This is a genomic window from Embleya sp. NPDC056575 (genome assembly GCF_042793325.1).
Taxonomy (GTDB): Bacteria; Actinomycetota; Actinomycetes; order Streptomycetales; family Streptomycetaceae; genus Embleya.
This window is the reverse complement of record NZ_JBHTVA010000024.1, coordinates 19,147-35,378: the sequence shown is the minus strand read 5'-3', so window position 1 is coordinate 35,378 and position 16,232 is coordinate 19,147. Positions and strand designations below refer to the sequence as shown.

Below are 16,232 nucleotides of genomic sequence, written 5' to 3'. Positions count from 1 at the left end.
GATCGATCATTGCGCAAAAGCCGCCCACTCCGCCTACACTGGCGCGATGACCCAGCCGCGACCGACCGCCGAGCCGCCCCGCCCGACCCTGGAACGCCGTCCGCTGCGCGAACAGATCCGCCAGTACGTCACCGAGGCCGTGGTCGCGGGCCGCTGGGCACCCGGCGAGCGCATCGTCGAACGCCGCGTCGCGGTCGAGCTGGGCGTCAGCCAGGCCCCCGTACGCGAGGCGCTGCGCGAGCTGGAACAGCTGGGCCTGGTCGAATCGGAGCCGAACAAGGGCGTACGCGTGCGCTCCTTCAGCGAGGCCGATCTGCGCGAGATCTACCCGGTCCGGGCCGGCCTGGAGGAGACCGCGGCCCGGCTGGCGCTGCCGCGGATCGACGACGAACGGCTCGCCGCGCTCGATCGCCACGTCGCCGCGCTGCACGCGGCCTCGACGGCCGGTGACGCCGCCGCGCAGGTCCGGCACGGGGTGGCCTTCCACCGCGAGATCGTCGCCGCGTCCGGGAACGCACTCCTGGGCTCGGTGTGGGAGGCGCTGGGCATCGAGGTCTGGACGACGCTGTCGATCCGCGTGTACCGCATGGACCTGCACGAGAACGCGGCCGACCACGAGCCGATCGTCGCCGCCTTCCGCCGCCGCGACCCGGCCACGGGCGACCTACTGCGCGAACACGTACTGGGCTACGGCGGCTGCGCGTTGGCGCCGTAGGCGCGACCGGCCACGCGGCCGGGTACAGGGCACGCCGGGGCGCGTCACGCCCGCGCGGACCCGCCCGTCCCCGGGCTTCGCGCACCTACACATCCCACCCCCGAACGCGCCCCGCTCCCTCACCGCAGGACGCCCCGCTCCGCGCGCATGTGCGGCGCGACCACATTGCGCGGCCGGTTGAACAGGATCACCGTCAGCTCGACCACCGCGACCGCGAGCGCCACCACGAACGCGACCAGCGACAGGTAGCCCCAGAACGCCGCCGGACTCTCCCCGTCCGCCGCGAACCACGGCGACACCGCGATCACTATGGACACGCACCACATCTGGATCGCCACCAGCGCCATCGCCCGCACCAGCCCACGCCGCGCCGGGTCGCCCAGCGGCAGCGCCCGGAACGCGAGCATGACGTCGTCGGCCACACGCGCGCTGCGCCACATGTCGCTCGTACGGTTCGTCAGACCCACCGAGGACATGAACGCGAAATAGGTCAGCCACAGCCGCATGCGCACAACCTCTTCCCCCGCGACCCGACGTGTGGCTTCGCGTCACACGTGTCACCAGCATTCTCACCCAGCCCCTTGGGCCCGTACACGGGGCCTCCGGTCAAAAGGGACAACAATGTGGTGCGTGGGGGCGGGGCCACCGCCGGGAGCGGTGCGCGCTACTCGGTGACCGGGTTGCGCCGCTCGCGCTCCTCGACCGTACGCCGGTGCTCCTCGACGTTGCCGGTCAGCGCCTCGGTGCGATGTCCGCGGGCGATGTAGTCGAGGACGACCGCCTCGATCGCGTCCTGTGCGTTGCGGACGCCCGACAGGACCATGACCTCGATCACGGCGTTCGCGTCCAGGCTGATGTTGACCTTGGCCATCGACGGCTCCCTCGACTCGACCCGCTTTACACGATCGCACGACTGCCCGCCCGTCGGCGCGATCGCTCCGCCGCCGAAGCGCCGCGGATCCCCGGGGTATCGCACCGCACGACCGCCGCATCACCCGCGAGAGGGGACTCTATCGGCCGTTAGGGGGGTTGGCGTGGTCGGCGCGACTGAATCGTCCCGAGCGAGTGGATCCTCCGGGCATGTGCGCTTGCGTACGGTCCCTGCCCCCGTGTCGAAGGCGAGTCGAATACCTGTGACCTCGCAAGACCCCCTCGTCGTTCTCTCCGGCGTGAACAAACACTTCGGGTCGCTGCACGTGCTCCGCGACATCGACCTGACGGTGGCCCGCAACGAGGTGGTCGTCCTGATCGGCCCCTCCGGCTCCGGCAAGTCCACGCTGTGCCGCACGATCAACCGGCTGGAGCCGATCGACTCCGGCACGATCACCATCGACGGCCGGCCCCTGCCCGCCGAGGGACGTGGACTTGCCCGGCTGCGGTCCGAGGTCGGCATGGTGTTCCAGTCCTTCAACCTGTTCGCGCACAAGACGGTGCTGGAGAATCTGACCCTCGCTCAGATCAAGGTGCGCAAGCGCGGCAAGGCCGAGGCGGAGAATAAGGCCCGCGAACTCCTGGCTCGGGTCGGGCTCGCCGACCAGGCGCCCAAGTATCCGGCGCAACTCTCCGGTGGACAGCAGCAACGGGTCGCGATCGCACGGTCGTTGGCGATGGATCCCAAAGTCATGCTGTTCGACGAGCCGACCTCCGCGCTGGACCCGGAGATGATCAACGAGGTCCTGGAGGTCATGCGCACGCTCGCCGTGGAGGGCATGACGATGGTCGTGGTCACCCACGAGATGGGCTTCGCCCGCTCGGCGGCCAATCGGGTCGTGTTCATGGCCGACGGACAGATCATGGAATCGCGTACGCCCGAGGAGTTCTTCGACCACCCGGAGACCGACCGGGCCAAGGACTTCCTGTCCAAGATCCTCAAGCACTGACGGGGGATCGGACATGCGCACCCATACCGCCATCGCGACCGGCCCCGGCCCCGCGGCGGGCACCGGCGCGCCGCCGCGTCGCCGACCCCGTTCCGCCGCGGTGCCGCTCGCGGCCCTGCTCGCCGTCGTGTTGCTCGCCGCGTGCGGCAAATCCGGTACGCCCCCGCCCAAGGGCCCCAAACCCAAGGACCTGCCGTCGTATCAGGTCGCCACCGACGTGAACATCGACTCGCCCACGTTCCGATCGGCCAAGTCGCGCGGCAGGTTGGTCGTCGGCACCAAGGCGGACCAGCCCTATGTCGCGGCGCAGGACCCGGCGACCGGCTACTACTCGGGCTTCGACGTCGAGATCGCCAAGATGATGGCCGCGTCGTTGGGCTTCGGGGTGGACCGGATCGAGTTCAAGACGATCACCTCCGCCAACCGCGAGACCTCGTTGCAGAACGGCGAAGTCGACTACTACGTCGGGACGTACACGATCAACGACAACCGCAAGAAGCTGGTCGGCTTCGCCGGGCCGTACTACATCGCCGGTCAGGCGCTGCTGGTCCGCAAGGACGACAAGTCCATCAACGGCCCCCAGGACCTGGCCGGCAAGAAGGTCTGCTCGGTCGCCGGTTCCACGCCGTACCAGCGGATCGTGGCCAACTACCCCAAGGCGACCGCCGTCGCCTACGACAGCTACTCGGTCTGCGTGGACAACCTGATCAGCCTTCAGGTCGACGCGGTGACCACCGACGACACCATCCTCAAGGGTTACGCCGCGAAGGTGCCGGACCAACTCCGGCTCGCGGGCGAGCCGTTCTCCCAGGAGCCGTACGGGATCGGCGTACCGCGCGGGGACCGCACCTTCCGACTCGCGCTGGACGACGCGATCGTCGCGCACGAACAGAACGGCGATTGGAAGCGCGCCTACGACTCGACCCTCGGCCTCTCCGGCGTACCGGCGCCCCCGCCGCCGCCCGTGGACCGGTACTAGCGGAAGGCGTCGACCATGAACGTCCTGCTCGACAACTTCACCCTGTTCCGCAAGGGCTTCGTCGGTACCGTCGAACTGACCCTGGCCGCCGGGCTGATCGCACTGGTCGTGGGTGTGCTGATGGCCGGATGCCGGGTCTCGCCGGTGCGGCCGATGCGGCTGCTCGGCGGCGTGTGGGTGACCGTACTGCGCAACACCCCGCTCACGCTGCTGTTCTTCGCGGTGGTCCTGGGGCTGCCCCGATTCGGCGTGGTACTCCCGTTCTTCACCCTCGCCGTGCTCGCCCTGGGCTGCTACACCTCGGCGTTCATCTGCGAGGCGGTGCGGGCCGGCATCAACACCGTGCCGGTCGGTCAGGGCGAGGCGGCCCGGAGTCTGGGCATGAACTTCGGCCAGACGCTCAACCTGATCGTGCTGCCTCAGGCGGTGCGCGCGGTGATCCCGCCGGTCGGCAGCACGATGATCGCACTCGCCAAGAACACCGCCATCGCCGGTTCGTTCAGCGTGGTCGAACTGCTCGGCACGTACCGCCCACTCAACGAACTCGGCTACGACATCGTCGCCACGTTCCTGTGGATCGCGGTCGGCTACCTGATCATCACGCTGACGATCAGCGCGGTGTTCCGGTTCCTGGAGAAGCGTCTGGAGGTGGCCCGATGAGTGTCGAGACGTCGGCGCTGTACGACATCCCCGGCCCGAAGGCCCTCGCCCGGCACCGGACTTACGGCTGGATCGCGACCGCCGTGCTGCTCGGCGTGCTGGCCTGGGTGATCTACAAGCTGATCGACACGGGCCAGTTCGCGAGCGACAAGTGGGCGCCCTTCCAATACGTGGGTGTGCAGAAGCTGTTGCTGCGCGGTCTGTGGCACACGCTCCAGGTCTTCGCGTGGGCGGCGGTGTTGTCCCTGGCGTTCGGCGCGTTCTTCGCCGCCGGACGGCTGTCCGACCACCGGGTGATCCGCTGGATCTCGGGCCTGGTGGTGGAGTTCTTCCGGGCCATGCCGGTACTGGTGATGATCTTCTTCATCTTCATCGCGATGAAGGTCGAACCCCGCCTGGCCCTGATCGCCGGCCTGACCCTGTACAACGGCTCGGTACTGGCCGAGGTCTTCCGGGGCGGGGTCAACGCGGTCCCCAAGGGCCAGAGCGAGGCGGCCTACGCGCTGGGCATGCGCAAGACCGCGGTGATGATCCACGTGCTGATCCCCCAGGCCGTGCGCACCATGCTGCCCACGATCATCAGCCAGTTGGTGGTAACGCTCAAGGACACCTCGCTCGGATACCTGATCTCCTACGAGGAATTCCTCTACGCCGGCAAGCAGATCGCCACCAACCTCGACTACAGCCTCCCCTTCATCCCGGTGGTCATCGTGATCGCCCCCATCTACATCGGCATGTGCATGCTCCTGTCCGGCCTGGCCCGCTACCTCGAAAGCCGCCGCCGCCGACCCAGAGGCACGTAACCGCCGCGCCGGCCGGTGGTTCAACGTGCTCCGGAGCCTTTCAGGGCGGCTGCTTCCTTCCCCGAGGCCGGTGGGGCCGCCTGCCGATTGTGCTGGTGGCGTTGCGCCCAGCGGACGGAGAATGGTGCTGCCAGGCCCGTCAGGGTGAACAGCGCTCCCACGACGTACCATCCGGGGCGGCCCCAGGTGATGCAGAGTGAAATGAGCAGGGCCGGGCCGAGGGCTTCGGCAAGTCCTGCGCCGAGGCCGAACACCCCGAGATACTGACCTGTGGCGTACTGCGGGGCCAGGGCGAAGGACACTTCGAAGCCTGCGGCGGAGTGCCACAACTCGCCGATCGTGTGGATCACCATCGCGGTCATGAGCAGCGCTGCGGCGGCCCACGCCGGTATCCCCGCGGACAGGGAGATCAGCGAGCAGGAGACGAGAAAGGCCACGCCTGCTCGACGGTATGCGGCTCCGCCTGCCGTCGGGGAATCGATGCTGCGGCCGGCTCGCATCTGGAACACGATGACGATGACGGTGTTGGTGAGCATGACGCCCGAAAGGAGCCAGCGCGGGGCTGTGGTGGCTGTGACCAGCCAGAGCGGGACGGCCACTGTGAGCACCTTGAACTGGACGGCCATGATGCCGTCGAGAACGGTGAGCAGGAGGTAGGGCCGGTCCCGCAGGGCAACCCAGCGGGGACCGCCCGCGGTGGGGACGGGTGTGACCGACGGCAGGCGGATCAGGATCGCCGCGGAAGCCGCGAAGGCGACCGCGTTGCCGATGACCAGGAGTCGATAGGCGGGGAGGGTGCCCACCTGGACGGCCCAGCCCGCCAACAGGGCGCCGAGGGAGATCCCCACATTCGTCACGGCGCGGAGATAGGCGCGGAACTCCTGCGGCCGGTCCCCTCCGTAGTGCCTGATGAGTGGACTGCGTGCGGCCAGTCCGGCGGCTTTGGCGCCCATGGTCGTGCCTACCGCAAGGGCGAACAGCCAGAAGCTGTCCGCCAGCAAGAAGCCCGCGGTGGCCAGCGCCTGGACGACGAGGGTGACCGCATAGACACTGCGTGCCCCATGCCGGTCCGCGAGATGACCGACGGCGATGCCCGCGACCAGCGAGAGCACGCCGGCGATGCCGAGACCGAGGCCCACCTGGGTTGCCGGCAGCCGGACGGCCTCGGTGAAGTACAGGACTCCAGCGGTCAGATAGAGCCCGCTGCCGAGCGTGTAGACGAAGTTCGAGGCGGCGAGGACGCGCTGTGGTCCGGGTTCCGGCATCAGGGGCATGAGGGCGGCTCCGCATCCCGAGTCGACAGTAAGAGCCGGCCCAGCTTTCTGCCTGCAACACGCAATTGCAAGAGATATGCAATAGAGAGGCCGCGGATGGTGTCCACCTCGGGAGCGGGGCGCGCTCCAGCTGCCCCGCGCGGGGCGATCGGTTGGTGGCACCACCAGGGCTGGAACGTCGGCGACCCGGCCCGATCGGGCATCGGTCGGCACTCGGGCCGGGCTGTTCCGGTGCCCCCGAGGCGAAGCGCGCCGGGGGCACCGGAACCGTCGGGATGTGGCCTCAGTCGCGGGTCGGGATGCTCAGCGTCGAGGGGTCGTTTCGGGGGGAGGTGAAGGTGAGTTGGCTGCCGAGGGGGTTGTGTTCGAGGTAGAGGGGGTCGACCGTGTCGATTACCGCGGCCAGGCTGTGGCCGGCCGGGACGTCGTAGGACGTGGCGGTCAGGTCGAGGTCGATCGGGAAGGGGGTGCCCGGGGTTTTGGCGTGGAAGGTGTAGGGGGCGTGGGTGACGAGTTTGCCGATGCCCAGCGGGCCTACGTCGTATAGGTAGGCGAAGATCGTTCCGCTTTCGTGGGATGCGCTGATCGTGGTGTGCAGCTTGGTGGTGCCGCGGACCCTGGTTGTCGTGGGGTAACGGTCCGATTGCCAGACGGCCGCGAAGGCCCTGGGCAGGAGCGGTATCGACGCGGTCGGTGGGGTCCGCAGGAACTGGTCGAGGATGCTGGACAGGAAGATCGTGCCGCCGTCGGCCCCGGAATCGATGCCGGTCAGGATGCGGCGGCTGTCGGTGAGCGCGAGGGTGCGGGTCGCGTTCGCGGCGGCGGGCCAGTTCGGGTAGCCCTCGTAGCCGCCGCCGGTGCGGGACTTCAGCTGCACCGCCGGCTCCCGGTCGATGCCGTTGTCGATGCCCCTGAGGTGGTGGTCGAGCCAGCGGGTCGAGTCGGCCCAGACGTCGTTGGGCAGGCCGAACAGGCCGCCCGCCTCGGCGGTGGCGTGGTCGCCGGGACGGAATTCGAGGCGCTTGGGACCGGTCAACCCGCCGAAGAAGTCGGCGTATTGGTCGGGCGGGAAGAGCGAGTCGCCCCACGCGTTGCCGAGCATGATCGCGGGGGCGTTGGCGTTGATCCGGTCGAGGTGGGTCGCCGGGGAGCGCTTGGCGCCCCACGCCAGCATCTCCGGCTCCTTGGCGAGGTTGCCCGAGAGGAAGTTCTTCAGGATTTCGGTGAGTTCGGCGCTGGGTCGGCCGGTGAGGAAGCCGGCTCCGCCCAACAGGGCCGCGGCCTGCGCGTGTTCGGTACGGCCCGCGTAGATCGACTTGATCAGGTCGGCCCAGCCGCTCATCGCGACGACGGCCTTGATCCTGGGGTCGAACGCGGCGGCGAGGAGGCTGATACCGGCGCCGTAGGAGACGCCGGCCATGCCTATTCGGGTCGGGTCGGCGGGCGTGTTGGCCAGCGCCCAGTCGATCACCTTGGACGCGTCGGCGATGTCCGGCGGCCCGGCGGTCTCGATCTCGCCGCCGGATTGCCAGAAGCCGCGCGAGTTGTAGCCGATCACGACGTAGCCGCGATCGGCGAGTTGTCGTGCGGGGACGACGTATTCGATCTGGGGCATCGCCCAGCTGGTCGGCAGTACGACGACCGGGTAGCGGGTTCCGGGCGCGCCGCCGGTGGGGGTGATGACGTTGGCGGCCAGTTTGGTGCCGCCGTCGCCGGGGATGTCGACGAAGCGCGGGGACGAGCCGGCGGCGGACCGGACGACCGTCGCCGTGGTGGGGGTGGGGGCGGCGCCGGCCGCGGCGGCCGGGCCGAGGGCGGTCCCGGCGAGGACCGCGGCCGAGACGACGGCGGCCGCACGAGCGCGTGGGCGCAGGCGGAATCGACCCATCAGGGTCTCCTGACGTCATGGTCGGGGCGTGACCCGACCCGCGAGAATGCATGGTGAGGCGACGCCAGGGGACGGCGTCGGAGGGTGACTCACGAGTAAGTTACGCGCCGGTAAACCAAGACGGAAGTGCCACGCGGCGATCGACCGAGGCACCGCCACCCACCCGAGTACGGTGGTCCCGGCACGTGGGGCAAGCGGGGGTGAACGTGGAGCGCGCGCAACACACCGAACGCGCGGCGCGGGTCGAGCACATCGACACCGAAGCCGACACCGACACCGAAACACGCCGCGCCTGGGACCGAGGCGAACGCGGCCTGCTCCGCTGCGTGGAGGCTTTGGCGGATGACGCGGCCCGCCGCACCCTGCCCGGACTCCCGGAGGCGACCGGCGGGCCGGACCCGTCCGGCGGACCGCACGCGACCGACCGGCGAACCAGACCGGGCGGGGCGGACCCGAACCCCGGCCCCCGCGTTGACGCCCTCCACGAGGCCCTCACCCTGCTCACCGAAGCTCTCGCCGCGCTCCCCGCCACCGATACGCGCTGGCCGGAATTCGCCTACGCCGCCGGTGTTGCCCATGGCGCTGTGGCGGACCACGACGGCGACGCCGACACCCGCGACCAGGCTCGGGTCTGCTTCCGGCGGGCCCGCGGTGCCGCGTCGGCGGATGCCCACCTCTTTCGGGCCGCCACCCACGTGGGTGACGCCCGAGTCGGCGCCGGCCCCGCCAACGGCCGGTGGCGCGCCCTCCTCGACCCGCCGCCCGCCGCCGAGATCGCCGTCGCGCTGCGCCGCCTCGGCGCCGACGCGCTGGTCCAACTCGTCCCCGGGGCCGCCGTGGTCAGCGGCGTCGACGGCTCGACCCGGCTGCTCGACCTGCCCGGACTCGACTACGGCCTGGACCTGCCCGACGGCGACCGGGAGCACCTGTCCGACTTCCTCGACGCCCTCTGCGCCTGGGCCTGGGACGCGGTGATGGCCCCCGTACTCGCCGCCGTCCCCGGCACGTTCGGCCGCACGCCGTCCCTGGTCCTGCTGCCGGCGGGCCTGTTCGATTCGGTGCCCTGGCACGCCGCCTGGTCGACCGTCGACGGCCGCCGCCGGCACGCGCTCCAGGTCGCGCGGATCTCGTACATCGCCTCGCCCCGCCTGCTGTGCGACATCGCCGCGCGCCCGACGGCCGACCCGCACCGGAGCCGGCACCGCCCGATCGAAATCGGCCACACCGCCGGCGCCCCGATCGTGTTCGCCCCCGACCGCGCCGCCGGATCCGCCGCCGAGCACCTGGCCGCCGGCGCCCACACCGTGGTGTCCACCCTCTGGCCCGTCGCCCCGACCACCGCCGCGCTGGTCCTGTACATGGCCCACCACTACCTCAACCGCCGCGACCTCCCGCCCGCCCAGGCGCTCCGCACCGCCCAGCTCTGGATGCGCGACCCCAAACGCGGGATCCCCACCGCGATGCCCGCCGAACTCGCCGCGCAGGCCCGGGAGATCGTCCCGAACGACCTCACCGGCTGGGCCGCCTTCACCCATTCGGGCCGCTGAGCCGCCGCCGCCGACCCCCACCCCGCCTTCCCAAGCCGCCCGCCGGGGGCGTACTGTTCGCCACGCCATCGCGGGAGCTCGGACCAACCGGGCTGAGAGGGCGGCATGGGGTGTCGGTGGCGAGCCGGCGCACACCCCGGGGCCACCGACCGCTTGAACCTGTCCGGGTAATGCCGGCGTAGGGAGAGCAGGTAGAGCCATGTCGGCTCCAGCAGTGGACGACGCACGCCCCGCCGCGGCACACCCGGCGACCGAGGCCCCGCTGGTCCTGGACACCGCGCCGCCGCGCACCCTCGGCTTCCGCGACCAGGCCGCGTTCTGGGCCAACCTCGGGGTGAGCCTCCTCGGCTTCTCCGGCGCCCTGTTCGTCCTTGCCCCGGCGGGCTATCCGCAACTGTCCATGGTCGCCGCGATCGTCGCGGCGATCGGCGGCACGCTGCTCGGCACGCTCATGGTCGCGGTCGCCGGCATCCCCGGCGCCCGCAGCGGCGCGCCCGCGATGACGGTGTTGCGCGGGTTGTTCGGCACGAAGATCTCGTACGTGCCGACCGTGTTCAACATCGTCCAGTGCATCGGCTGGGGCACCTTCGAGCTACTGGTCATCGCGCTCGGCATCGAGGCGATGACCGACGGCGACGGCCCGCACTGGCTCTACATCGTCGCCGCCGGCACGGTCACCACCGCGATGACCCTGCGCCCGCTCGGCATGCTGCGCATCCTGCGCCGCTACGTGACGATCGCGGTGGGCATCGCGATGCTCTACTTCTCGGTCCAGCTGTGGCGCGAGGGGCTGCCGCCGATGACCGAGGGCTCGTGGTCCGGATTCTTCCCGGCGATGGACGCCGCGCTCGCGGTCGCGGTCTCGTGGGTACCGCTGGCCTCCGACTACACCCGCCACTCGCGCGGCACGAAGCCGGCGTTCTGGGCCGCGCTGAGCGGCTTCTCCGTCACCAGCATCTGGTGCTATCTGCTGGGCCTGGTCGCCCTCGCCCAGGTGGGCGGCGACGCGGACAAGATCTTCGACTCGTTCCTGGGCGTCACCGCCGGTTGGGTGTTCTTCGCGGTCCTGGTCGTCCGCGAGGTCGACCAGAGCTTCGCCAACGTCTACAGCACCGCGATGTCGATCCAGAACCTCGCGCCGCGCGTCGACCGCCGGATCCTCTGCCTGGGCGTGGGGGCGCTGGTCACGGCGTTCGCGCTGATGGTGAACGACTTCGACACCTACGCGAGCTTCCTGTCCCTGATCGGCTCGATCTTCATCCCGCTGCTCGGTGTACTGGCGGTGGACCTGTTCGCGGGCCGCGGCCGCGCCGGCTGGGACCTGGGCGACCACTCGCCGGCGCGCTGGGTGATGCTCGCCCCGTGGCTGCTCGGCTTCTGCATGTACCAGCTGATCAACCCCGGCACGGTCGAGTGGTGGGTGGACTTCTGGACCCCGATCCAGGACACCCTCCACATCCACGCCCAACGCTGGACCTCGGCCTCCCTGTTCTCCTTCGCCCTCGCCGGCGCAACCGCGTACATCGCGGTCGCGTGGGACCGTCGGCGTGCGCTCGCCACGCGCTGAGCCGAACCGGCGGGGTCAGCGGGCGATGGCAACGGCGAACGGTCGAAAGCCCTGCCGGCGCATGACGTGCGGCACCACGAGGATCATCGCCTCGGTGGCGCGGGCCGTGCCGATGCCACCAAGATCCTCGATCCATCCGGGCCGCCATCCCAGGTCGCCGAGCAGCCCCGCCACGGTCTTCTTCGCCTGCTCGTCGTCGCCCGACAAATAGGCGGTCGGCGAAGTGGCCAGGGTTTCGGGCGCGGTCATGACCATGAACAGCATGGTGTTGAGCGTCTTGACCACCCGCGTGTCGGGCAACGCGGCCTGAAGTCGCTCGGCGAGGCTGCCGTCGGGGTAAACCAGCTCGCCGGGCAGTCCGTCGTCGGCATCGTGCGTCGCGTTGGAGACGTCGACCAGGATCTTTCCGGCGAGTTCGGCACGTAGGTCGGACAGCCGCTCCAGGGCCGTGTCTCCGGGCGTCGCGTTGATCACGACGTCGGCGGTGCGGGCGGCGGTGCGCTGGTCGGCGAAGGAGACGCGGGGGTCGGCGGCGCCGTCGCCCGAGGCCGCGGTGTCCTTCGGTGGGCTCCGGTGGCCCAGGGTGACGCGGTGCCCGGCCGCGGCGAACTTGTTGGCCAGGTTCGCACCGACGCGGCCGGTGCCCAGGATGCCGATGGCGGTCATGAGGTGATGCTCCTTGCGGTGTTGGCGGTGGCGGTGACAAACAGCGGTGGCGCCCGGCGCACGGTCAGGCGACCGCCGACAACACCTCGAGCGCCGCAGTGTGAATACCGGGCGCGGCGGCGAGGAAGTCCGGGCTGCCCGTGGTCCACGGCTCACCCGCCAGGTCGGTGACGACACCCCCGGCCTCGGCGACCAACAGCGCGCCCGCGACCAGCCCCGAACGAACATCGGAGAACTGCCAGAACGCGTCCATACCCCCGCCGGCAACGTGGACGAGCTGCAAGGTCGCGGGCACGGACACCCGTACGACAAGGCCGTTGACCAACATTGCGGAAACGGATTCACCGATCCGCCGGAACGTGTTCCCGTCCTCGCCCGGCCTGGCCTGACCGGTCCCGGTGAGCGCCGCGCCGAGGTCGGTCTTGGCGGACACCCGCAAAGGACGCCCGTCGAGCCACGCGCCACCGCCCGCGGTGGCGGTGTACGTGTCACCGGTCAGCGGCAGGTGGACCACGGTCAGCACCGGCCGGTTGTCGCGCACCAGGGTGGCCGTGACGCCCCAGTCGGACATCCCGTGTACGTGGTTGATGTTGCCCTCGGCCGGGTCGACGACCCACCACTCCCCGGCCGGGAGCGCACCGCCGGCCAACTCGTCCTCGGCCCACCGCGATCCGGGCCGCGCCCGCAGCAGCGGCTCGCGCAGCACCTTCAGCACCGCGGCGTCGTTGGCATGGATCCGCTCGACGATCTCGTTCGGGCTCACGACTCGGGCATGCGGGATGTAGCGGTCGCGCAGGATCGCACCAGCGGTCCGCACCGCGGCGGTCACCGCCGGCATCAGCGTCGTGTCGGCGTCGAAGGGCAGGGCTGTACTCATGATCGACTCCCGGGTTTCGGTGGTCGCGGCGCGGCTTCCGCTCGCCCGCACTTCGAACCTAGAACCCCCACCGATTAACAACAAGTGCATGCTTCTCACTCGTAGAGTTACTCCCATGCAACTGGATCTGAACCTGCTCACGGCCCTGGACGCGCTCCTCGAAGAGGGCAGCGTCGCCGGCGCCGCCGCTCGCCTCCACGTCACCGCGCCGGCGATGAGCCGCTCGCTGGGCCGTATCCGCAAGGTCACCGGCGACCAGATCCTGGTCCGCACCGGCCGCAGCATGGTCCCCACCACGCGCGCGCTGGCGATGCGGGCCCAGGTCCACGCCCTCGTGCAGCAGGCCCACCAGTTGTTGTCCAGCCGGCAGGAACTCGAACTGCCGGTCCTGCGACGGGTGTTCACCGTGCGCTGGCACGACGCCCTGACCGACGCCTGCGGCACCGACCTGATCGCCGCCATCCATCGCGAGGCCCCCGGCGTGCAGGTGCGGCTGTCCGCCGAACCCGGTACGGACACCCCCGAACTGCGCCGGGGCGAGGTCGACCTCGAATCCGCGTCCGCCCGGCCGACCCTGCCCGACATCCGCCACCGACTCATCGGCCGGGACCGGCTCGTCGTCGCCGTCCGCCCCGGCCACCCGCTCACCGAAGGACCCATGAGCGTCGAGCGCTACTCGGCCGCCGACCACGTCACCGTCTCGCGGCGGGGGCGCCTGCGCGATCCGATCGACGACGCCCTGGCCACGCTCGGCCATGAACGACGCGTCGCCGCCGCCGCGCCCACCGCCGCCCTCGCGATGCGGCTCGCCCTGGACACCGGCCTGGCGGTCTGCCTCCCGGACGCGGTCACCCACACGGCCCGCGAACGACTCGGCCTGGTCACCCTGCCGCTACCGGTCCCGATGCCGGCCACGCCGCTGTACCTGCTGTGGCACCAACGCCACGACGACGACCTTGCCCACACCTGGCTGCGCGACCTGGCCACCGACACCATCCGCGCGCTGTTCCCGCCGCCCACCCACTAGCGGCACGAAACCCGAGCGCCACAGCCCAATCTGACGACACATCAGATAAAGGCTTGGCCTCCTCCGCCCGAGAGGCGGTCGACGTCTTCACCGCGCGGAACCAGTCCGACCCAACCAAGTACGGCCCGAAGCCGACAGAGACCAAACAAGTCCTCGCGGACCTGACTCCCGAGTAGGGCCGTCAGACCCCATCGGCGCGCCGGGCCGAGTGCCCGACGCGCGCTATGGACGGAGTCCCTGGATGAGCGTCACCCAAGCTGCGGGCGACACGGGTATCACTGGGGATCCGGGTATTTTGCTGTCTCGGATGCCCATGGCAGCGCCGATGATCGCAGCTTCGACGCAATTGTCATTTCCGGTGTAACTGGATTTGACCCAACGAGGTCCACGCTGAACTCGATCGACCTGCACAGCTCGTGCCTCCATCCGGCGATCATCGCGAGCGACGCCACCTGTGACAGTGCGGTCGAGTGCAGACGGTCGAACACGGCTTTGAATGCCTGCACATCGTCCAGGCTGTCGATCAGTAGCGAGCCCATCAGTTGCTCCAGCCATGCAACATACCGACCTCGCCTGGGTTCAAGGATCAGGCATGGAGCGGAAACCGCAAACGGCGCCCCTGTCGGGAGCACTTGGAGGCGAATCTGCGAATGCTCCGACAGCACCTTGGCGAGGTGATCGAGTTGACCGACAAGCACATCGAGGCTCCCGATGGGCTGGTACAGCGCCGGTTCGGCCACGATGAACCAGGCCGGGTGATGCGACTGCATCAGCCGTTGAGCCCGGTCCATGCGCAGGCGTTGGCGCTCACGAGCCGCCGCGAGGGACAGTGTCGGGTCATGCATCAGGATGGCCGACAGTGCGTAGTCCGGGGATTGCAGTAGGCCAGGAATGAACGTCGTCTCGTAGTTCCGCAGGCTCAGCGTCTCGCTCTCCAGCCGGACGAGCCGGTGCAGCCGTTCGGGCACATCGTCGAGCAGGTCGCGCCAACCGCCGTCCATCCGGTCACCGGTTGCCTCATCCGGCACGGCGAAGCCCAACACACCAAGCGGCCTCCCGAATAGGTCCTCCAGCACCCGACGGTAATCCGGCGTCGGATACGGCGGGTCCGCGCTCTCCCACCGGCGGACCTGGCGCACGCTCACCGCCAGGCGCATGCCCATCGCGCGGGCGTGTTCCTCGAAGGCGTCGGCGAATCCCGCCTGGGAGTGCAGGCCGAGGGCGCGGCGGGCGGACACCAGCTTGGCGTTGGCGCCGAGTGGTCGTGTGGACATGGCAGCTCCGGTTGGTCCATCCCCACGCGCCCGCCCCGGTGTTCGCGTATGCGGGGATCGCAGGATGGCGAAATCACGTGCACACAACGTAGCGAATCAGACACGCGACCTGCGCCAAAATGCCGAAGTCGGGATCACTGCGGCCTTGACTTCAAGTGGGCTTGAAGTTCTACGTTCGAGGTGAACGCTCCCGGCGGGGGAGCCTCCGGATGGAGTGCCAATGGCGAGCTACACCGAGATCGAACGTGCGTACCTGGTCGGGCAGAGCCTCGGTCGGCTCGCCACCGTCGGTCCGAAGGGCGCCCCGCATGTGCGGCCCGTCGGCTTTCGCCTCAACGACGACGGGACCATCGACATCGGTGGGCCCAACCTCAGCTCCAGCCAACGGTGGCGCAACGTCGAGCGCAATCCGGGCGTCTCCTTCGTCGTCGACGACATGACGCCCGACGAGCCGGGTGCGTACAGGCCGGGCTGGGGGCGCGGCGTCGAGATCCGAGGCCGCGTCGAACTGCTGCGCAACCACGAACCGCCACTGCCCCTCGACTTCTTCAGCAACGAGGTGATGCGCATCCACCCCGAGCGCGTCATGGGCTGGAACCTGGAGGACCCGCCGGGCGACCGTTCCTGACCGACCGGACGCGCCGACATCGACCGCTTCCACGGGCGATGTCGGCCGTCGCACCTACCCTGGCCGCATGAAGATCCGCCGCGTCGTACCCAGCGTCACCGCCACCGATCTCGGCCCCAGCCGGGAGTTCTACCAGGACTTCCTCGGCTTCGAAGCCGGCATGGACGAACCCGGCTTTCTGATGCTGCGCTCGCCGAGCAACCCCACCGCGCAGGTGATGGTGGTCGTCCCCGACGAGTGCGACTGGGACACGCAGTCCGGCCGCACGGCGATGTCCATCGAGGTCGAGGACGTCGACGCGGCCTACGCGCGGGCGCGCGAGCGGGGCTACGAGATCGTGTACCCGATCACGAACGAACCCTGGGGCGTACGCCGCTTCTTCGTGCGCGACCCCAACGGCAAGGTCCTCAACGTCAACATGCACATCGAGCAGCCGGGCTGACCCGG

General features: G+C 70.0%; 17 protein-coding genes, 1 pseudogene and 1 riboswitch. Of the genes and pseudogenes, 10 read left to right on the top strand and 8 right to left on the bottom strand.

Going from position 1 to position 16,232, the window contains the following annotated elements:
* The first annotated feature begins 46 nt into the window (after window positions 1–46).
* Entirely contained in the window at window positions 47–715 is a 669-nt protein-coding gene (locus ACFRCG_RS20235; RefSeq protein ID WP_380033284.1) for a GntR family transcriptional regulator, read from the top strand.
* Window positions 716–834: 119 nt separating this feature from the next.
* On the opposite strand, the gene ACFRCG_RS20230 is transcribed toward ACFRCG_RS20235, so the two are convergent.
* A complete protein-coding gene (locus ACFRCG_RS20230; RefSeq protein WP_380033283.1) occupies window positions 835–1,221 on the bottom strand; it encodes a hypothetical protein in 387 nt (128 codons plus the stop codon).
* 158 nt (window positions 1,222–1,379) lie between these two features.
* On the bottom strand, window positions 1,380–1,586 hold the full coding sequence (locus tag ACFRCG_RS20225; RefSeq protein WP_078979074.1) for a DUF2191 domain-containing protein: 207 nt from the start codon (window positions 1,584–1,586) through the stop codon (window positions 1,380–1,382).
* 262 nt (window positions 1,587–1,848) lie between these two features.
* On the opposite strand from ACFRCG_RS20225, the gene ACFRCG_RS20220 reads away from it, so the two are divergent.
* From ACFRCG_RS20220 to ACFRCG_RS20205, 4 genes are read left to right on the top strand one after another with little or no spacing between them, the layout of a single operon-like run.
* A complete protein-coding gene (locus tag ACFRCG_RS20220) occupies window positions 1,849–2,595 on the top strand; it encodes an amino acid ABC transporter ATP-binding protein (RefSeq protein WP_380033281.1) in 747 nt (248 codons plus the stop codon).
* Between the two features lie 13 nt (window positions 2,596–2,608).
* Window positions 2,609–3,574: a glutamate ABC transporter substrate-binding protein gene (locus ACFRCG_RS20215; RefSeq protein WP_380033279.1), complete on the top strand. Its 966-nt coding sequence runs from the start codon at window positions 2,609–2,611 to the stop codon at window positions 3,572–3,574.
* A 15-nt stretch (window positions 3,575–3,589) separates the two neighbouring features.
* Window positions 3,590–4,234, top strand: a complete 645-nt coding sequence (locus tag ACFRCG_RS20210) for an amino acid ABC transporter permease (protein WP_380033277.1) — start codon at window positions 3,590–3,592, stop codon at window positions 4,232–4,234.
* Window positions 4,231–5,037 carry an amino acid ABC transporter permease gene (locus ACFRCG_RS20205; protein WP_380033275.1) on the top strand — a complete coding sequence of 269 codons (807 nt, stop codon included), beginning with the start codon at window positions 4,231–4,233 and terminating at the stop codon, window positions 5,035–5,037. The genes ACFRCG_RS20210 and ACFRCG_RS20205 overlap by 4 nt, the downstream gene beginning before the upstream one ends.
* A gap of 20 nt (window positions 5,038–5,057) precedes the next feature.
* Here the strand turns inward: ACFRCG_RS20205 and ACFRCG_RS20200 are convergent, their stop codons facing one another.
* Together ACFRCG_RS20200 and ACFRCG_RS20195 are read right to left on the bottom strand one after the other, a co-directional pair.
* Entirely contained in the window at window positions 5,058–6,311 is a 1,254-nt protein-coding gene (locus ACFRCG_RS20200; protein ID WP_380033273.1) for an MFS transporter, read from the bottom strand.
* Between the two features lie 283 nt (window positions 6,312–6,594).
* The gene (locus ACFRCG_RS20195) at window positions 6,595–8,199 is read right to left on the bottom strand and encodes an alpha/beta fold hydrolase (RefSeq protein WP_380033271.1); all 1,605 of its coding nucleotides are present in this window, start codon (window positions 8,197–8,199) and stop codon (window positions 6,595–6,597) included.
* 206 nt (window positions 8,200–8,405) lie between these two features.
* On the opposite strand from ACFRCG_RS20195, the gene ACFRCG_RS20190 reads away from it, so the two are divergent.
* Together ACFRCG_RS20190 and ACFRCG_RS20185 are read left to right on the top strand one after the other, a co-directional pair.
* Window positions 8,406–9,746, top strand: coding sequence for a CHAT domain-containing protein (locus tag ACFRCG_RS20190; RefSeq protein ID WP_380033269.1), 1,341 nt, complete (start codon window positions 8,406–8,408; stop codon window positions 9,744–9,746).
* A gap of 60 nt (window positions 9,747–9,806) precedes the next feature.
* A riboswitch (TPP riboswitch) is annotated at window positions 9,807–9,950 on the top strand.
* Complete coding sequence (locus tag ACFRCG_RS20185) at window positions 9,946–11,313, top strand: purine-cytosine permease family protein (protein ID WP_380033267.1); 1,368 nt, start codon at window positions 9,946–9,948, stop codon at window positions 11,311–11,313. (Overlaps the previous riboswitch by 5 nt.)
* 15 nt (window positions 11,314–11,328) lie before the next feature.
* Here ACFRCG_RS20185 and ACFRCG_RS20180 read toward each other — a convergent pair whose 3' ends face one another.
* Window positions 11,329–11,979 carry an NADPH-dependent F420 reductase gene (locus tag ACFRCG_RS20180; RefSeq protein WP_380033265.1) on the bottom strand — a complete coding sequence of 217 codons (651 nt, stop codon included), beginning with the start codon at window positions 11,977–11,979 and terminating at the stop codon, window positions 11,329–11,331.
* A gap of 64 nt (window positions 11,980–12,043) precedes the next feature.
* Window positions 12,044–12,856, bottom strand: a complete 813-nt coding sequence (locus ACFRCG_RS20175; protein ID WP_380033264.1) for an inositol monophosphatase family protein — start codon at window positions 12,854–12,856, stop codon at window positions 12,044–12,046.
* A gap of 115 nt (window positions 12,857–12,971) precedes the next feature.
* Here ACFRCG_RS20175 and ACFRCG_RS20170 point away from each other — a divergent pair, with 115 nt between their 5' ends.
* The gene (locus ACFRCG_RS20170) at window positions 12,972–13,883 is read left to right on the top strand and encodes a LysR family transcriptional regulator (RefSeq protein WP_380033262.1); all 912 of its coding nucleotides are present in this window, start codon (window positions 12,972–12,974) and stop codon (window positions 13,881–13,883) included.
* Between the two features lie 222 nt (window positions 13,884–14,105).
* Here the strand turns inward: ACFRCG_RS20170 and ACFRCG_RS20165 are convergent, their stop codons facing one another.
* Complete coding sequence (locus tag ACFRCG_RS20165) at window positions 14,106–14,309, bottom strand: DUF397 domain-containing protein (RefSeq protein ID WP_380033260.1); 204 nt, start codon at window positions 14,307–14,309, stop codon at window positions 14,106–14,108.
* Window positions 14,310–14,323: 14 nt separating this feature from the next.
* Window positions 14,324–14,884: pseudogene (locus tag ACFRCG_RS20160) on the bottom strand (DUF5753 domain-containing protein); the annotation flags it as partial.
* A 493-nt stretch (window positions 14,885–15,377) separates the two neighbouring features.
* Between ACFRCG_RS20160 and ACFRCG_RS20155 the strand changes: the two are divergent.
* Window positions 15,378–15,785: a PPOX class F420-dependent oxidoreductase gene (locus ACFRCG_RS20155; RefSeq protein WP_380033258.1), complete on the top strand. Its 408-nt coding sequence runs from the start codon at window positions 15,378–15,380 to the stop codon at window positions 15,783–15,785.
* A gap of 67 nt (window positions 15,786–15,852) precedes the next feature.
* A complete protein-coding gene (locus ACFRCG_RS20150) occupies window positions 15,853–16,227 on the top strand; it encodes a VOC family protein (RefSeq protein ID WP_380033256.1) in 375 nt (124 codons plus the stop codon).
* Window positions 16,228–16,232 lie beyond the last annotated feature (5 nt).